The sequence below is a fragment of the Streptomyces mutabilis genome (assembly GCF_046628145.1).
Taxonomy (GTDB): domain Bacteria; phylum Actinomycetota; class Actinomycetes; order Streptomycetales; family Streptomycetaceae; genus Streptomyces; species Streptomyces mutabilis.
In genome coordinates this window covers 7,971,089-7,987,304 of the sequence record NZ_CP176874.1, presented here as the reverse complement: position 1 = coordinate 7,987,304, position 16,216 = coordinate 7,971,089, and the positions used below count along the sequence as shown (strand labels likewise).

Sequence of the window (16,216 nt, the reverse complement as noted above, 5' to 3'; positions counted from 1 at the left end):
GTGTCCGGACCCCGTCCCACCCGCCGGGGGTTCGTCGCCCTCGGCGCGGCCGCCCTGCTGTCGGCGTCCGTCGCCGTCCCGCGGGCCGTCGCCGCCGACCGCCGCTCGGCGGTGCTCACCTGGTACGACGCCACGGCGGATGCCGTGGCGGCGGCCGGAGCCGCCACCCAGGTCACCAACAGCCGTACGTGGGCGATCGCGTGGCTCGCCGCGGCCCGCGCCGCCCGCGACGTGCCCAGAGGTGTCGACCGCGCCGCCTACCAGGAGGCCGCGCTCGTCGCGGCCGTTCACTACGCGCTCGTGGAGCTGGTCCCCGGCCGGGCCGGGCAGCTCGACGCCACGTTCCGGCAGAGCGTCGACCGTATTCCGGACGGCGAGGCCCGGAGCCTCGGCGTCGCGGCGGGCCGGCGCGAGGCCGTCGACGTCCTCGACCGGCGCCGGCACGACGGGCTCGACCCCGCCTCAGTCAACGCCCCCTACCCCGTCCCGGCGCCCCGGCCGGGCATCTGGCAGCCGACACCCCCGGCGTACGCCCCGGCGACCCAGTACGGCAATCGCCTCGCCGTGCCCTTCCTGCTCAGGACGCCGGACCAGTTCCGGCCGGGTCCGCCGCCCGCGCTGGACTCCGGTCGCTATGCCGCGGACCTGGCGGAGGTACGCGCCTACGGTGCCGTGGACAGCAAGGCGCGCAGCCCGCACCAGACGGAGACGGCCACCTTCTGGCTGGGATCCTCCCTCACGCTGTACACCGAGCCGCTGCGGGTGGCGCTCTCCCGGTCTCCCGCCGGGACCGCCGAACTGGCGCGTCAGGTCGCCCTGTTCCACGTGGCGCTGGTGGACACGCAGATCGCCACGTCCGACGGCAAGTACGCCTACGAGCGGTGGCGCCTGGTCACCGCGATCCGCACCGGGGCCATCGACCCCGACCCAGGCTGGACACCGCTGCACACCACGCCCGCGCACCCCGACCACCCGAGCGGGCACAACACCTACTCGGGGGCGGCGGAGGCCGTGCTCACGGCGTTCTTCGGTCCGGGCACCGCCCCGTTCGAACTGACCAGTCCGACCGCTCCGGGGGTGACCCGCACGTACACGAGCTGGAGGCGGCTCTCGGACGAGAACGTGGAGGCGCGCGTCCTGTCGGGCATCCACACCAGGTCGGCCGACGAGGCCGGCATCACGCTGGGCAGGCGGGTGGCCTGGTACGCGCTGGAGCACGCCGGGGAGCTGTTCGGCTCGCGGTGAGTGCGCCGGACGGCTGCGGGGGTGCGGGACAGCGGTCCCGCGCCCCCGTCCGCTCGGACCCGCTCCAGCGCCGTGCGCAGGGCGGGCGGTGTGGCGGCGGCCCAGGCCTGCGGTGAGCACGCGTGCGGGTACGGGACCGGTCCGGTGGTCGCGTCGCGGTCGTAGCCGGCGACGACCTCGGGCAGCCGGTGGCCGTGGCGGGCCGCCGCGACGAGGCCCTCGATGACGGTGCGCACCTCGTCGGCGAGACCGTGCCGGGCCGGTCCGAGGGCGATGACGGCGTTGTCGTGGGGCCATGCGCTGCCCCGGTGGTAGGACAACGGGTGGTACGGCCGTTGTCCGGCCGCCAGGGTCCGGATCGCCCAGCCCGAGAAGAAGTCGGGCTCCAGCAGCCGCCGGCCCACCCGGCGGGCGCGGGCCGGATCGAGGATCCCCGACCAGAACAGGTGCCCGGCGTCCGACGCCAGGGCGTCCACCTGACGCCCCGCCCCGTCCAGCGCGAGGGTGGGGAAGCCGGCCTCCGGCATCCAGAAGTCGGTGAGGAACCGCTCGCGCAGCCGGTCGGCGGCTTCGCGCAGGCGCCGTGCGTACGGCTCGTCCCGCCGTACCCCGCGGGCGAGTTCAGCCGTGCGCACGAGGGCGTCGTAGGCGTAGCCCTGTGCTTCCGACACCGCGACGGGGCCCTGGGCCCGGGTGCCGTCGCGGAAGCAGAGGGCACCCGCGAAGTCCTTCCATTTCAGGTTGACCAGTCCGCCCGGGTCCGGGGTGTACGACGTACCCGTGCTCCTCGAGACCGCCCTCGGTGAGCATCCAGTCCACGGCCCGCCGTGCGTGCGGCTCCAACCATTCCGCCAGGGAGGCTTCGCGGCAGGTCTCGTAGTGGGCGTGGAGCAGTACCAAAAGGAGGGGCGTGGCGTCGAAGGCGCCGTAGTACCGGCCGTACGGGACCTGCCGGACGTGGGCGAGTTCGCCGTGCGGGGTCTCGTGGACGATGCGTCCGGGCTGCTCCCCGCTGTAGGTGTCCTGGCGCTGACCCCTGGGTGGCGGCGAGCGCGCTGAGGACGGCGGTCGCGGTCTCCGGCCGGTACGGCAGCAGGAAGTACGACGTCAGCAGGGAGTCGCGGCCGAACAGGGTGAGGAACCACGGGATGCCGGCGGCGGGTATGCGCACCTCCTCGCCGTCGACGCCGGTGACCGGGATGGTCAGCAGGTCGACGTCGGCGAGGCCGCGCTCGCAGGCACGGGTCAGGTCGTCCGTTCCGCCCGCCGCCGTGGGGTTTCGCCTGTGCGGCTGCCGTTGGGCGGGGGTGGTGAGCGGGTGGCGGGTGGGCGAGGTGCTGGTGACCGTCGTCACCCTGCTCAACCCCGGCGTGCTGATGATCGCCGGCGAGCTCTCCAGAGTCCCCTTCCTGACCGGCGTGCGCGAGTTGCTCTACCAGCGCGCCATGCCGCGTGCCACCGCTAATCACCAGGTCGTGACCTCGCGGCTGGGCGACCACTCCGGGCTCATCGGAGCCGCCGCCATGGTCGTGGAGTCCCTCTGCTCCCCCACCCGCGCCGACGCCCGGCTCGCACGGTGACAGCCTGGCCGCTCGCCCCACAGACAGGATCACCGTGACCACTGCCTCCCCCGCCCCGTGGACCCACCGGCCCGTCGAGGCCGGGCTCGTGGGCGCCGGCCCCTGGGCCAGGGCCATGCACGCCCGCGTCCTCGCCGCCGGGCCCGAGACCCGGCTCGCCGCGGTCTGGGCCCGCCGTCCGTAGGCCGCCCGGCAGACCGCCGCTCCCCACGCCGCCCACGTCGCCGCCGGCTTCGAGGAGCTGCTGGACCACCGCGAGGCCGTGGCCCTCGCCGTTCCCCCCGTCCGTCCAGGCCGAGTTGGCGCCGCTGGCGGCGAAGCGGGGCAAGGCCCGAGCTGCTGGAGAAACCCCTCGGCCCCGACCTGCCCGCGGCCCGCCGGGTGGCCGACGCGATCGCCGAGGCCGGGGGCGTCTCCCAGCTCGTCCTCACCATTCGCTATCACCCCGCCACCCGTGCCTTCCTCCAGGCGGCGCGCGGCCTCGACGTCCGTGGCGCCCGCGCCTGCTACCTCCACGGCGCCTTCGTAGCATCCGAGTTCGCCACCGGCTGGCGCCTCGAGCACGGTGCCCTGCTCGACCTCGGTCCCCATCTGCTCGACCTGCTGGACGCGGCGATCGTCTCTAACAACGGCATCCGCGGCACGGGCGACGCGCGCCGCTGGTTCGAGCTGACCTGCGAGCACGAGAACGGCTCGGTGAGCCAGGCGACCCTGTCCGGCTCGGTCGCCGTCCCGCGCACGCTCGCCCGTGTCGAGCTGTTCGGCCCCGCGCTCCCCCTGGTCCACGACACGACCGGCATCGACCACGAGGAGTGCTGGCCCGTCCTGCGCCGCGAGTTCGCGACCGCCGTCCGCACCAACGCGCCGAGTTCCATCGACGCCGGACGAGGGCTGTATCTGCAGACCCTGCTGGAGCGGGCTGCACACCACTTAACATTTCGTGCTCATGACAGGTTTGTTGACAGGCCCTCAACTCCCTTGTACCGCCCCGGCGGACGGCCGACGCTTGTCCACGACCGGGAGCGGAACGCAACGCTCCCGGTCGTGTGCGCGATCACGCGCACACCCCCCACAGACGCGCGCCCCACCCGGGCGCGCGCCGCCCGGAGGAGGACTCCCTCGTCATGGCACGACTGCGGAGCAAGAGAATCCGGTTCGCCGCGCTGGCCGGCGTGGCAGCCGCCGCCCTCACCGGCGGGCTCACCGCCGTTCCCGCCCAGGCCGCTCCCGCGGAGGGCACCGTCCTCGCCGCCGGTTCGCCGACGGCGGTCAAGGACAGCTACATCGTGACGCTCAAGAAGAGCACCGGCCTCAAGGCGTCCTCGGCCGCTGGCAAGGACCTCGTCGAGGACTACGGCGGCACGGTGAAGAAGACGTTCCGGAGCGCCCTGAACGGCTACACCGCCACCCTCTCCGCCACCGAGGCCAGGCGCCTCGCCACCGACCCGGCCGTGGCCTCCGTCGAGCAGGACCAGCGCGTCCGCCTCGCCGACACCACGCAGGCGAACGCCCCTTGGGGCCTGGACCGCATCGACCAGACGTCGCTGCCGCTCTCCGGCACCTACACCTACCCGGACAGTGCGGGCAGCGGGGTGACCGCGTACGTCATCGACACCGGTGTACGCATCACCCACCAGCAGATCAGTGGCCGTGCCTCCTACGGCTACGACGCTGTCGACGGCGACACCACCGCCTCCGACGGCAACGGCCACGGCACCCATGTGGCCACCACGATCGCGGGCACGACCTACGGCGCCGCCAAGAAGGCGAAGATCGTGGCGGTCCGGGTGCTCGACAACAACGGCTCCGGCACCACCGCCGGCGTCATCGCGGGCATCGACTGGGTCACCGCCAACCACTCGGGCCCCTCGGTCGCCAACCTGTCGCTCGGAGGCGGGGCGTCCACCACCCTGGACACCGCCGTGCGCAACTCCATAGCCAGCGGCGTCACCTACGCCGTGGCGGCGGGCAACAGCGGTGCCAACGCCTCCTCGTACTCGCCCGCCCGGGTCACCGAGGCCATCACGGTCGGCGCCACCACCAGCACCGACGCGAAGGCCTCGTACTCGAACTACGGCTCGGTCCTCGATCTCTTCGCGCCCGGCTCCTCCATCACGGCCGGCTGGCACACCGGCGACACCGCCACGAACACCATCTCCGGTACGTCGATGGCGACCCCGCACGTCGCGGGCGCGGCCGCGGTCTACCTGGCGAACCACACATCGGCCACTCCGGCGCAGGTCGCCACGGCCCTGGTGAACGGCGCGACGGCGGGCAAGGTCACCAGCCCCGGCACCGGCTCGCCGAACCGTCTGCTGAAGATTGTGCCGTGACGTGACACCGAGCAGGCCGTCGGCCTGACAACCACGTGCCCCGGGGCACGTACGCACAGGGCCCGGCCCCGCCGCTCGCGGGACCGGGCCGGTGGACCGGGTTCTGCTCAGCTCTGGCGGGCCTTGAAACGCCGGTCCTTCTTGTTGATCACGTAGGTCACGCCCCGGCGGCGCACCACCTGTGCGCCGGGCCTGGCCTTCAGTGAGCGCAGGGAATTGCGAACCTTCATGGGATCTCCTCGCTCCGGTCCGCCGTTCAGCGTTCCTCTCGGAAGGGGACGTGCTGCCCGGCCACCGGGTCGTACGTGCGCAGGACGAGCCGGTCGGGGTCGTTGAGCCGGTTCTTGCGCGTCGCGTAGGTGACGCCTGTTCCGGCGGTCGACTTCAGCCTGACCACCGGACGTGCGGTGCTGCGTGCTATGGGTGCCCCTTCCGACCGCCGCGCGATTGCGGTTCCGACCCGCGCACGTCAGTCGCGCCACTCAACACCGTCCGCCGTCGGCGCATTCCCGGGCCCGCTACAGCAGCCCTGCCACAGCCGGGTCATCACCCGCACGCCGAAGCGCAGGCCCTCCAGCGGCCTACACCGGGACCGCTTCGCCAGTGCGCAGCAGTCCGGTGCCGTAGTCGCCGTCGTCGACATCGAGGACTCCGTCGCCCCGGCCGATTCTCATCTCCTGATCGTCCCGGATTAGCGGTTCGCGACAAGGAGGTCTGCGGGCGTTGACAGGGTGGTCCGCAGTTCGCCTGCGGCCGTTGCTCGCGCACCCGGCCGCCGGGGTGCGGGCGCGAGCCGTAGCCGGGTTGCGGGCATTGGACGGCGCGGATGCTGAGCAGATACGACAACTCCTCGACGACCCTGCCGCCGAGGTCGTCCGCGAGACCGCCACCGCCCTGCTGTCCTCGGCCAAAGGGCTGCCCGCCGACCGGCTACTGGAGCGCACTAGCGGCCGCGGCACGTCCGCGTCGGCGCCTTCCGGCTGCTCGACGCACGCGGCGGCATAGTGGCGCTACGGGCGGCGGTCGGTCTACTCAAGGACCCCGATGTGAAGCTGGCACCTGGGCCGCTCAATCAGTGCAGCGCTGACATCCGCCCCCGGACGGCCGGCGCGGCGACGCCGAGGTGGGTGAACTACTCGACCGGTCCGACACCTCTTCAGCGACCACATGCTGCGCCGGCTCAAGTGGGAAGCCGGGGTGAACAGCTGAGACTGCACCGCGGTCCAGAACTGCGCTCAGCACTCGCCGCCCGGTGGCCCTGGTAACAACACACTGCCAACGGTCGTGCTGCGGCTCGAATACGGCTTATGGCAAGTGAGGAATTACCGGTGTCTCGAAATTCGAACTCAATTGACCTGACATCCGTTAGGCCAGCGTGCAGCTCCTTGTCCCGGGTTTCCCATTCCGTGAAATGGCTCGGCGATGGCCTCTGTGACGAGTGGATGCAGCTTCTGCTCCGTCGCACCGGACTCCCGGACGTGGAGGATCTGCGCGGTGTAAGTAGGAGGTTTCGGGGTGGAGATGTGCCGCTCGCGGCCGTCTTCGGACGACCCGTTGGCCGTGTAGAGCCGAGTTGCCTTCAGATCGAATAGCGACCTTCCGGATTCCGATGGCGCCAGGCGGGGGCTTTCACGCAGTCGATCGAATCATCACCGTGAGACGAGGTGATGCTGGGGAGGGCTGGCTGTAACCCAGGTCTTCGTACCCCCACGACCGGTACAAGGCATGGACTTTCCCGTCTCCAGCAGCGCTGTTCACCATCAACGTCACGTACCGCTCGCTCCGGTCAGCGAGGAACGCATCATGGATGCGCCGCGCGACGCCGGTACCGCGCCATGCAGAGCGCACACCGATCTCCTTCAAGGCTACGGCTGCCTGCACCGTGTACTTCTCGCTGGGCGCCGGGTGCGTGCGCTGCCAGTAGCGGTCCCCGTCCTCGATCCGATTGCCGTAGACGTACCCCACCGGGTGCTGCCCCTCGTACGCGAGCACGGCTTGGAAGCCGGGTTCAGCAGCATGCCGGTCCAGCCGCTCGCCAAAGGAGCTGACCGCATAGTTCGCCAGGTGAAGCAGTGGCGCCCGTACCTCGGCGTAGACGTCGAGCAGATCACCGCGGACGGTGTCCAGCTCGGTGAAGGTGCGCAGTTCGATGGCTGGTGCCGACGTCATGGGTGAGTCCTCCAGGCGGCCGTGTGCTCGCTCCAGGTGATCGCGCTGCTGCTGCCGGGTGCCATGGCGCGGAGAGCAGCACCAAACTCTTGCAGCATGCGGGATACACGGGGATGTTGGGTAGCGGCCTCCGCTTTCACTGTCATGGCGGTGTCAGTGGCGGTGTCGACGTCACCCTGTGCGAGTTGTGCCTGTGCGAGACGGCTGGTGGTGATGGCGCGGGAGCGCTCCATGTATGGACGGAGGGCGGCGAGGCACCTGTGGGCGTGGTACTCGGCGGTGGCCCAGTCGCCGGCAGCCAGGTAGGCGGACAGGGCGAGGGAGTGCAGTTCGGCTTCGTCATAGAAGGCCAGAAGCCATACCGGGCGAGAGGCGACTGGGTCTGCACGGTCCATCGCCTCGCGTGCGTGATCGAACGTGCGCGGCAGGTTCCGCTGCTCATGGGCGGCCCCCTGGATGGCCATGTGCCGTGCCAGACCCAGGGAAGCGAACATCGGGTCGCGGCGGGTGACGTGCAGGTTGCGGGCGACGTCGTTGGCGGCGCGGGCATCTGCGGGGCGCCCCATGTGCCGGTACAGCGTGCCCGCGTGGGACCAGATTCGGAACTTGATGGCCTGGTCACCTGAGAGTTCGGCGAGGGCTTGCGCCTCTCTCATGTGGGTGACTGCGTCCTTGAAGCGGCGTCCGTCGATCGCCGCCCACATCGCCGATGACCGGAAACTGGCGGCGGTGGCGTAGAGACTGCTGCGTACGCGCTGCGTCGCGCTTCCTGAGTTCTGAAGGTTGAGGGCTGTATCGGCGAGGCCTGCGGCTCGTTGCTCGATGTCGCGCTGTCCTCCGCGTTTGTGGTCGCTGGCGATGACAGCGGAGAACTTTTCCTGCAGGCGTGCGACATCGCTCATGCCGACCTTGCGGGTTGAGACAGCGCCTGGAGCGGCTGCAGCAACAGCTATCGAGACGGTTCCTGTCACGAGGGTGCGGCGGTGCATGGGGTCCTCCTGCGGTACGGCTGTCCGTGAGTTACGGCTCCGTGGCACGAACCCTAAGTCGACGGGAGACCTTCCGGAGAGGTCGGCCAGGACTTTCCGAGTTGCCGTGTTTGGCCAGCGGACGCGACCGGCACGCCACTCCCGGATATGTCGACCGTCGTAGGTGCCAGGTTTCCCGGTGAGTGCTTCCAAGCCTGCGTTCACCGCTTTGGCCAGGCTGTTGGCGCTGTACTTGTGCTCCCTCATCCACGCCTCAAGAGCCTCGTTACGCGTGGTTTCCATGAACGCAGGGTAGCCCGCTGAGCACGTATCGCGAGGTAAAGGAGTCACCAAGACCCCCTATGGGGCTCACTGTGTTGACGGCTCGATCCCCTAACCAGACTCCTGAAGCCAGGAGTTACCTATTCCACGTAGTGCCGGACGGAAGCCGGCTACTGCATGGAGGAAAGCCCCGATCTCGACCGTCATGGTCTGACCGGGCGCCCCGCGCCGGAGGGAAGACCTCATGAAGGTGACCACCACGAAATCGACTGCAATCGCCACGCCTGGTCACATCGCACCATGTGACGCCGCGCATATGAGTCGTGCAGCAGCGGTCCCATCGTTCGACGCCGTCATACTCGCCGAGGCGCGCCGGATCGAGCACGCGCGGCGCATCGCCAGGGCCTGGCTCAGCTGGCAGTGCGGCATGACGAAGCCACGTACGGACGCACTGGAGATCATCGTCTCGGAGCTGTGCACCAACGCGGTGTGCCACGGGGGCGCACCTGTGTTCGGCCTGCGGGGAGTCGTCCCTGCGGAGGGCCACGTGCGATTAGAAGTGCGCGACGGTACGCCCTGTGCGGCACCGAGTCCGCAGTGCCCGGGCCTGCTGGAGGAGCGCGGCCGCGGCCTGTTCCTTGTCGACGCCCTGGTGGACGAACTCAGCGGAACCTGGGGCTTCTGTGACAACGGAGCCGTCGCCTGGTGCCTCGTTCCTGTGCAGGGAGAGGGCCAGTGACCTCCATGGTTCTCAGCCATCTTGACAACTACTCCGGCACGCAGTGCGGGGCAGGCCCGTTGGAACCCGCCCGTCTTCCCGACTGCGCGGCGGTGGAGATGGTCCTGACCGCCTTGCGGGCTTGGAGCCCTTACGACGGTGATACGTGGCTGGACGACGTCGCCGATGCTCTCGACCCGGTACCACGGACCGGAGAGCGCGCGGACGAACTGGCGGAGCGTCTGCGCGGATACCTTCGGCAACTCATCTCCTACGCCGCGAGCAGCGAGGCGAAGAGAGACGAACGTGTGACGCCGCTTCTCGTGCGCGCTCGTGAGGTGCACGGGGAAGAGCCGGCCGACGACTACTGGAGAGCCGTGGGGCAGTTGCGGAGGCTCGGATGGGCGGTGAACGAGCTGCACGACGCTCTCGTCGAACTGCACGCCGTCAAGGGTCCGGACTCCCTGAGGGAAGACCAGTGGTCCACGCCCGGGCAGGGCACGTCATGATCCGGCCGCAACGTGACCACCCGTCTCACGGAGGGCTTAGCGTGGCCGCCGAAGTGCCGCTCCGCGCGCTGCCGCTCTCCGCTGAGGTCTCGACCGGTACGCCTGTGGTGCGCAGCTTCACCACGCAGCTTCCCGGTGATTCCCGAGCTCTGGGCCTGGCGCGTGTGTGGACGCGGCGCATCGTCACCGTGCTCTGCTGGCGCGGCGACGTTCTGCAGGCTGTGGAAGCCGTCACTCGGCTCGTCGACAATGGTGTGAAGCACGGCATTCCCTGCAGTGTGCCTCCGTCCGAGCAGCAACTCGTCCTCAGCGTCGCCACCGACGAGAGTGGCTCTGTGGTCATGGACGTTGCCGACCTGAACCCGGCGTTCCCCGACTTCGACACTGCGGTGCGCGGTGAGAAGGGGCGCGGCCTGTGGCAGGTCGCGGCCCTCGGCGCCAAGGTCACCCGATTCCTGCCGCACGAAGACCGCGGCAAGACCGTGCGCGCTGTCCTCTCCCCCGAGCGCATCGATGTGTGAAGCCGTCGACCCAGCAGACAAGCCCCCCGAACCTCCTGATTCTGAGAGGACAGAGTGCGCAGCGCCTGGAAGCAACGACCCGTCTATGACCGGAACAGTCCGAGTCGCACGGGTCCTCTGGTAGTCAACTATGACCTGGACCAGCTCAAGGTCGGTGAGAACCGTGTGGTGGTGGGCCGCAAGGACGGTTTCGACCTCCACGGCCGGGACATCGCGCCGGGTGACGGCTGGAGCCGCGCACTGTACGCGCCGGAGTGCACGTGGCCGCAAGGCGCGCACTTGTGTGTCCTGGTCGAGTGGCATCCGGACCGCAGGGTCAGCTCGGACTGGGCTGCCCGGCTGGAAGCGGTGGCGAGCGGACTGCGGTCTCTGGATTACGTCGTGGAGCGCGCGGGCCGGCCGGTCGACCCGGCCCACGATCTGCACGCCAATCTCCTCGTGTACCGCATGGAGGCGGGCCAGCCTCCGCCTGACCGTCCTGACGACGCGTGGGCGCACGTGCCTGCCCCGCGGACCTACACCGGGCCGGAGACGAACCCTCTCCAGCAGATGGAGTGGTGGACGACGCAGACGAAGGCAGCCAGGCACGGCGGATGCGTGACGGTGCGGGACGTGGCGAGTGTCCTGTGGCCGCCACAGGCGGACCTGTGCGGGCTTGTGCGCTGGTGGCCCGCCCCTGGCACCTTCACCGCAGCCGTCTACGACGGTGTGCGTGAGGTGGCCTCGGTGATGCAGGACGCCGGCTACCGCGTCCGGACACAGGAGAGACCCCTGCCCGAGCGCGTGGAATCGGTCGACCTTCTCGTCTACCACGAAGCCGCCCCGAGCCCCGCCGCCTGACTTCTGCCAGCGGAGCGGCTGTCGACACGGCCCCTGGCAGAGCCCAACCCCCGGCGCGGAGGAGAAACCCCGGCTGCTCCCCTACGGCAGGCATCCTCCCCCGCGCCGGGCCCACACAGCTGCTCAGCGGCCCCGCACTGCCACGCCCCGGACCTCTGAGCAGCTACCGCGGCACCTGCACCACCCTCCCCTGAGTGGAGCAGGTGCCGCGGACCAGTCCGCGGGAGCACCCGAGGGACTTTCGGATGCCGATGGCCAGATCTCGGCTGACCTGGTCATCGACAAGATGCCCCGCCGGAACTCTCATTCTCCCGGCTCCGGCGTATCACCAGGATCCGGGGAGTTCCGGCACGACGAGCGGTTCATGACCGCCCAGAGCACCGGCACGGCATCCCTGCCGTGTCGGCGCCGCCCTTGCGGCACACACACTGCGGCTCAGTGGGAGCCGCACACACTGATGGAGGAATCAGCGCATGGAGCACGACGAGTTCGACCTCGACATCAGCGTCCTGGAGTCCGGCGACGGACAGGCCACGTTGATCAACCTCACCGACGACGGCTGCGGCAGCACCTGCTCCAGCCCGTGCGCCACCAACGTGGCCTGACAACAAGCACGCCGATGTGCCAGCTCGCGCGGTCTTGTGCCGCGCGGGCTGGCACTCCCGACACGCCATGAACCCAGGAGGTGCTGCGTGGATACCAGTAAGGCCGGACCGCTGTACCGGTGCGCGGACACGGCGCTCGTGCGCGCTGCCCGGTGCTCGAGGCTGCCCCTGCCCATGTGGCCGGACCTCACCGACGCCGCCCCGGGCCGAGAGGTGCGGTGGCAGGCGTGGCTGCGCGGCGTCTGGTCGATGAGCGAGATCGCCGACACCATCGAGCAGGCCAGCCCGTTGCTCGCGCGGCAGGTCGAGGCTCTGTGCTCGACGGCTCGACCTGAGACACGTCCGCTGCGCCGCACGGTGGTGTCCGTCATGCGGTACGTGTTGCGGTTGACGGGCCGGGCTACGCCCCATGGCCTGTTCGCCGGCGTCGCTCTTGCCTCCTTCGGAGCGCGGCCGGGGTGGATCTGGGGTGAGGATCACCGGGCCGTCGTCCGTGCCGACGGCGATTGGATCACTGACCTGATCGCGCGCCTGGAGGCAATCCCAGAGTTTCTGCGGCTCGTGAGCGTCATGGCCAACAACACCGTCTTCGTACGCAGCGACCGGCTGGTCGTGCCTTATCCGCCCCGCTCACACCGCACCGTGCACAGCCCGACGGCGGAAGTCTCCCTCCGGTACACCTCGGCCGTACGGATCGCCGTCGACTCGGCCATCTCGCCCGTTCCCTTCTCCAGGGTCGTGAGACGGTTGAAGAGCGAGTTCCCTACCATCGCCCCTGACCGCGTGGAAGGGCTGGTCACCAGTCTGGTCCAGCGCGGCGTGCTCGTCAGCAGTCTGCACGCGCCCTCCACCACTTTGGACGCCCTCGACCACCTGGTCCGGCAAGCCGAGGCTGTCGACGTGCCGTCGGCCGCGGACCTCGTGGCCGGTCTGCGATCGGTCCGAGAGGCCATCCACCGGCACAACCAGGTCCTCGTCCCGGCGGAGGGCCGGCGGCTGCGGGCTGCTCTGCGTCAGAAGATGACGGCCTTGAGCGCCGTCAAGGCCCAGCCCTTCACGCTGGACCTGCGGATGGACTGCTCTCTCACTCTGCCTCCGCAGGTTGCTCGCGAGGCCGAGAAGGCCGCCACGGTGCTGGCCCGGCTGACCGCGTATCCCTTTGGCACTCCGGCGTGGAAGGACTTCCACAACCGGTTCTTCGAGCGGTACGGCATCCACTCGCTCGTCCCGGTCCGGGACGTCGTGGACGAGGATGTCGGCCTGGGCTTCCCGGCCGGATACCGGGACGCGGAACCCGAACAGCGTGAGGCCCTGACCGTCCGGGAGCAGCGGTTGATCTCCCTCGCGCAGGCGGCTGTGCTCGACGGACGTGAGGAGATCTGTCTGGACGAGGATCTGATCAGCAGCCTGACGGTCGGAGACCGGGATGACTGGCAGGTACCGGCCCACACGGAGTTGCGCTTCCAGATCCGCGCCGCATCACAAGAGGCCCTGGAGGGAGGGGACTTCGCTCTCCACGGCATCGTCCCGTCGCGCGGGATCGGTACCACGATCGGTAGAAGCCTGGGGCTGCTCACAGCAGATGATCAAGCTCGCGTAGGCGCTCTGCTGAAGGACCTGCCGGTCAACGCGTCCGGCTCGGTGCCCACGCAGGTCTCCTTTGCTCCACTCGACCGGGGCGACACGGACGTCACCCGCGTCGCCGAACTCCTGCCGGCCGTCATCAGCGTGGCGGAGCACCGTCCGGTCGACGCACGCACCATCCCGCTCGACGACCTCGCTGTGAGCTGCGACCGGCGCAGGCTCTACCTCGTCTCCCTATCCCGCGCCTGCCTGCTGGACCCCATGACGCTGCACGCGCTGGACCTGCGCGGCCACACACCGCCACTCGCACGCTTCCTCACCGAGATCAGCCGGGCCCAGAGTGCCGTCCTGACCGTCTTCCCCTGGGCGTCCGCTACCGCCCTGCCGTACCTGCCGCGCGTGCGCCACGGGCGCGTGATCCTCGCGCCAGCGAGGTGGCGGCTGGACCGGCCGGAACTGCCCGACCGCCGCGCCTCCTGGCAGGAATGGCACAAGGCGGCCGACGCGTGGCGCACGCGCCGCCGAGTTCCGAACGAAGTCGCGCTGTCCGAAGGCGACCAGCTCCTGCCGCTGGACCTCAGCGAACGCGCGCACCTCGCGCTGCTGCGCGCCCACCTGGACACCCACGAATCGGTGGTCCTGACGGAAGCGGAACCCGACAGGGGCTGGTTCGACGGACGGGCCCACGAGATCATCGCCCCGGTGACGGCTGTCCGCCCGCCCCAGCAGGCGACCACCCCTCCCGTGACCGCCGACCAGCTCCTCACGCGCGACCACGGGCATCTTCCGGGCACCGCCCCCTGGCTGCTGGTCAAGCTGTACGGGCACGTCGAACGGCAGCCCGAGATCCTTGCCGACCACCTTCCCGCGCTGCTGGGCCAGTGGGACGAGCCGCCGGCCTGGTGGTACATGCGCTACCGCGACCCCCGCCGGCACCTGCGGCTGCGCATCACGGTCCCCGGCAAGCGCGACTTCGCGGTCACCGCGCAGCGTGTGAGTGCCTGGGCGAGCGGACTGCACCGTGCCGGGCTCCTTACCGACATGCAGTTCGCGACCTCCTACCCGGAGACCGGCCGGTGGGGCGCCGGGCCGCTGATGAGCCTGGCCGAGGACGTCTTCACCGCGGACTCCCGAGCCCTGGCCGTCCAGTTCTCCCAGTCCACCCGCCCGCACCGACAGGTCCTCGCTGCCGCGAACTTCGTGTCCCTCGCCGCCGCCTTCACCGGCAGCATTGCGGCCGGCATGGACTGGCTGATCACCCACGGCCGGATCACCGATCCACGCCCCATGGGCCGGACCGTGCTCGCTCAGGCGGTACGCCTGGCCGATCCGACCGGCGGCTGGGCGGCCCTGCGCACGGCCCCCGGCGGCGAGGCCATCGCCAGCGCCTGGAGCGAGCGCGATGCGGCCCTGGCCCGCTACCGGCAGAAGCTGGACGCGTCCGACGGTGGGATCGACCCGGACCTCGTTCTCGACTCGCTGCTGCACGCCCACCACATCCGCGCCGCCGGCATCGACAAGGACGACGAGCGGATGTGCGTACGGCTGGCCCACGCCGCCGCGATGGCCTGGATGCGCCGAGGAGATCACCATGAACCTGCGTGAAAGCGCGCGGGCAGCCGCTAACACGATCGCCGAGCGGCTCGCCTCGCCGCAGGACGTACGGGGGCTGCATCACCGCCAGGGCTGGTGGCCGCAGTCGCTCGCGCACGGCGCGGCTGGTGTTGCGCTGCTGCACATCGAGCGGGCCCGCACCGGCCAAGGGCCGTGGCAGCGCGCCCATGACTGGCTCGCTTGCGCCGCGGCCGAACACGCTGTCGGTGGACCGGACAGCCACCTCTACTACGGGGCGCCCGCGCTGGCCTTCGCTCTGCACGCCGCGGCCGACCGCCCCGGACGCTACGCCCGCGCCCTGGACACCCTCGACCGGTGCGTCACTACGGCGATCCTCGACCGGCTCGCCCAGGCCCACGCGCGCATGGACCGCGGCCGGATGCCGGCGCTGGCCGAGTTCGACGTGCTCCGGGGCCTGAGTGGGATGGGTGGGCTTCTGCTGCACCGTGACGTCCACACCGACGTCCTCCGCGAGATCCTGACCTACCTGGTCCGGCTGACCGATCCGGTCGAACACGATGGGGAACTCCTGCCCGGCTGGTGGAGCCACCTCGCCCCCTCCGGCCGAACCTCCCCACAGTTCCCTCAGGGGCATGCCAACAACGGCGTCGCCCACGGCATCGGCGGCCCCCTTGCCGTCCTGTCCCTTGCCGCGCGCCGCGGCATCACCGTCGACGGTCACCTCGACGCGATCGCCCGCATCCTGGGCTGGCTCGGTCAGTGGCAGCAGGACGGCCCCGCCGGCCCGTGGTGGCCGTACTGGATCACCCGTGAACAGCTGCGTTCCGGGACGACCGGCCCCCGGCCGGCCCGGCCGTCCTGGTGCTACGGCACCGCGGGACTCGCCCGCGCTCAACAACTCGCCGCCCTGGCCCTCGACGACCGTGCGCGCCAACAGGCTGCCGAATGCGCTCTCCTGCGCGCCATGACCTACCCCGGCCAGCTCGGCGCGACCGTGGACGTGTCGCTGTGCCACGGCTTCGCGGGTCTGGCGCACATCACGCAACTGGCCGCCGCCGACGCCATCATCCCCGGCCTCGCCGAGTGCCTGCCCCGGCTCCTGGCCCCGATCACCGACAACACGCCGGAGATGCTGGCGGACTCCCTGATCGCCCCGCCCGGCGGCACAGACATCGGGCTTCTCGAAGGTGCCGCAGGCACCGCCCTGGCCCTGCACTCCTTCCACACCGCAACGCCGTCCGCGTCCGGGTGGGACACCTGCTTGCTGACCAACTAGCTGAAGAGAAG

Annotated in this window: 14 protein-coding genes and 3 pseudogenes; 12 read left to right on the top strand and 5 right to left on the bottom strand. The window is 70.5% G+C overall.

The window, feature by feature from the left end; all coding sequences use genetic code 11:
- Positions 1-1,245, top strand: a complete 1,245-nt coding sequence (locus tag ACLIN4_RS35940; protein WP_411575307.1) for a vanadium-dependent haloperoxidase — start codon at positions 1-3, stop codon at positions 1,243-1,245.
- Between the two features lie 65 nt (positions 1,246-1,310).
- Here ACLIN4_RS35940 and ACLIN4_RS35935 read toward each other — a convergent pair.
- Positions 1,311-2,506, bottom strand: a pseudogene (locus ACLIN4_RS35935) (amylo-alpha-1,6-glucosidase); the annotation flags it as partial.
- Positions 2,507-2,558: 52 nt separating this feature from the next.
- Here ACLIN4_RS35935 and ACLIN4_RS35930 point away from each other — a divergent pair.
- The 3 genes and pseudogenes from ACLIN4_RS35930 to ACLIN4_RS35920 form a co-directional block, all read left to right on the top strand.
- Positions 2,559-2,825: pseudogene (locus ACLIN4_RS35930) on the top strand (ROK family protein); the annotation flags it as partial.
- 115 nt (positions 2,826-2,940) lie between these two features.
- Positions 2,941-3,746: pseudogene (locus ACLIN4_RS35925) on the top strand (Gfo/Idh/MocA family protein); the annotation flags it as partial.
- A 203-nt stretch (positions 3,747-3,949) separates the two neighbouring features.
- A complete protein-coding gene (locus ACLIN4_RS35920) occupies positions 3,950-5,158 on the top strand; it encodes a S8 family peptidase (RefSeq protein ID WP_164285607.1) in 1,209 nt (402 codons plus the stop codon).
- Between the two features lie 107 nt (positions 5,159-5,265).
- Here ACLIN4_RS35920 and ykgO read toward each other — a convergent pair whose 3' ends face one another.
- Together ykgO and rpmG are read right to left on the bottom strand one after the other, a co-directional pair.
- Positions 5,266-5,388 (bottom strand): type B 50S ribosomal protein L36, encoded by a 123-nt coding sequence (gene ykgO, locus ACLIN4_RS35915; RefSeq protein ID WP_164285605.1) that lies wholly within the window; start codon positions 5,386-5,388, stop codon positions 5,266-5,268.
- A gap of 26 nt (positions 5,389-5,414) precedes the next feature.
- Positions 5,415-5,579 carry a 50S ribosomal protein L33 gene (gene rpmG, locus ACLIN4_RS35910; RefSeq protein ID WP_164285611.1) on the bottom strand — a complete coding sequence of 55 codons (165 nt, stop codon included), beginning with the start codon at positions 5,577-5,579 and terminating at the stop codon, positions 5,415-5,417.
- A 335-nt stretch (positions 5,580-5,914) separates the two neighbouring features.
- On the opposite strand from rpmG, the gene ACLIN4_RS35905 reads away from it, so the two are divergent.
- Complete coding sequence (locus ACLIN4_RS35905; protein ID WP_411575308.1) at positions 5,915-6,163, top strand: hypothetical protein; 249 nt, start codon at positions 5,915-5,917, stop codon at positions 6,161-6,163.
- A gap of 624 nt (positions 6,164-6,787) precedes the next feature.
- Here ACLIN4_RS35905 and ACLIN4_RS35900 read toward each other — a convergent pair.
- Positions 6,788-7,327: a GNAT family N-acetyltransferase gene (locus ACLIN4_RS35900; RefSeq protein ID WP_164285603.1), complete on the bottom strand. Its 540-nt coding sequence runs from the start codon at positions 7,325-7,327 to the stop codon at positions 6,788-6,790.
- The gene (locus ACLIN4_RS35895; protein WP_411575309.1) at positions 7,324-8,598 is read right to left on the bottom strand and encodes an XRE family transcriptional regulator; all 1,275 of its coding nucleotides are present in this window, start codon (positions 8,596-8,598) and stop codon (positions 7,324-7,326) included. Before ACLIN4_RS35895 ends, ACLIN4_RS35900 begins: the two co-directional genes overlap by 4 nt.
- Before the next feature lie 295 nt (positions 8,599-8,893).
- On the opposite strand from ACLIN4_RS35895, the gene ACLIN4_RS35890 reads away from it, so the two are divergent.
- The 7 genes from ACLIN4_RS35890 (at position 8,894) to ACLIN4_RS35860 (ending at position 16,205) form a co-directional block, all read left to right on the top strand.
- Positions 8,894-9,316, top strand: a complete 423-nt coding sequence (locus tag ACLIN4_RS35890; RefSeq protein WP_220670448.1) for an ATP-binding protein — start codon at positions 8,894-8,896, stop codon at positions 9,314-9,316.
- Between the two features lie 5 nt (positions 9,317-9,321).
- The gene (locus tag ACLIN4_RS35885) at positions 9,322-9,804 is read left to right on the top strand and encodes a DUF6415 family natural product biosynthesis protein (RefSeq protein WP_411576712.1); all 483 of its coding nucleotides are present in this window, start codon (positions 9,322-9,324) and stop codon (positions 9,802-9,804) included.
- Positions 9,805-9,845: 41 nt separating this feature from the next.
- A complete protein-coding gene (locus tag ACLIN4_RS35880) occupies positions 9,846-10,325 on the top strand; it encodes a hypothetical protein (protein ID WP_411575310.1) in 480 nt (159 codons plus the stop codon).
- A 54-nt stretch (positions 10,326-10,379) separates the two neighbouring features.
- Positions 10,380-11,165 carry a hypothetical protein gene (locus ACLIN4_RS35875; protein ID WP_164285593.1) on the top strand — a complete coding sequence of 262 codons (786 nt, stop codon included), beginning with the start codon at positions 10,380-10,382 and terminating at the stop codon, positions 11,163-11,165.
- 473 nt (positions 11,166-11,638) lie between these two features.
- A complete protein-coding gene (locus ACLIN4_RS35870) occupies positions 11,639-11,770 on the top strand; it encodes an FxLD family lanthipeptide (RefSeq protein ID WP_079060774.1) in 132 nt (43 codons plus the stop codon).
- An 87-nt stretch (positions 11,771-11,857) separates the two neighbouring features.
- Positions 11,858-14,959, top strand: coding sequence for a lantibiotic dehydratase (locus ACLIN4_RS35865; protein ID WP_411575311.1), 3,102 nt, complete (start codon positions 11,858-11,860; stop codon positions 14,957-14,959).
- Positions 14,946-16,205, top strand: coding sequence for a lanthionine synthetase C family protein (locus ACLIN4_RS35860; protein ID WP_411575312.1), 1,260 nt, complete (start codon positions 14,946-14,948; stop codon positions 16,203-16,205). Before ACLIN4_RS35865 ends, ACLIN4_RS35860 begins: the two co-directional genes overlap by 14 nt.
- The last annotated feature ends 11 nt before the right edge of the window (positions 16,206-16,216 follow it).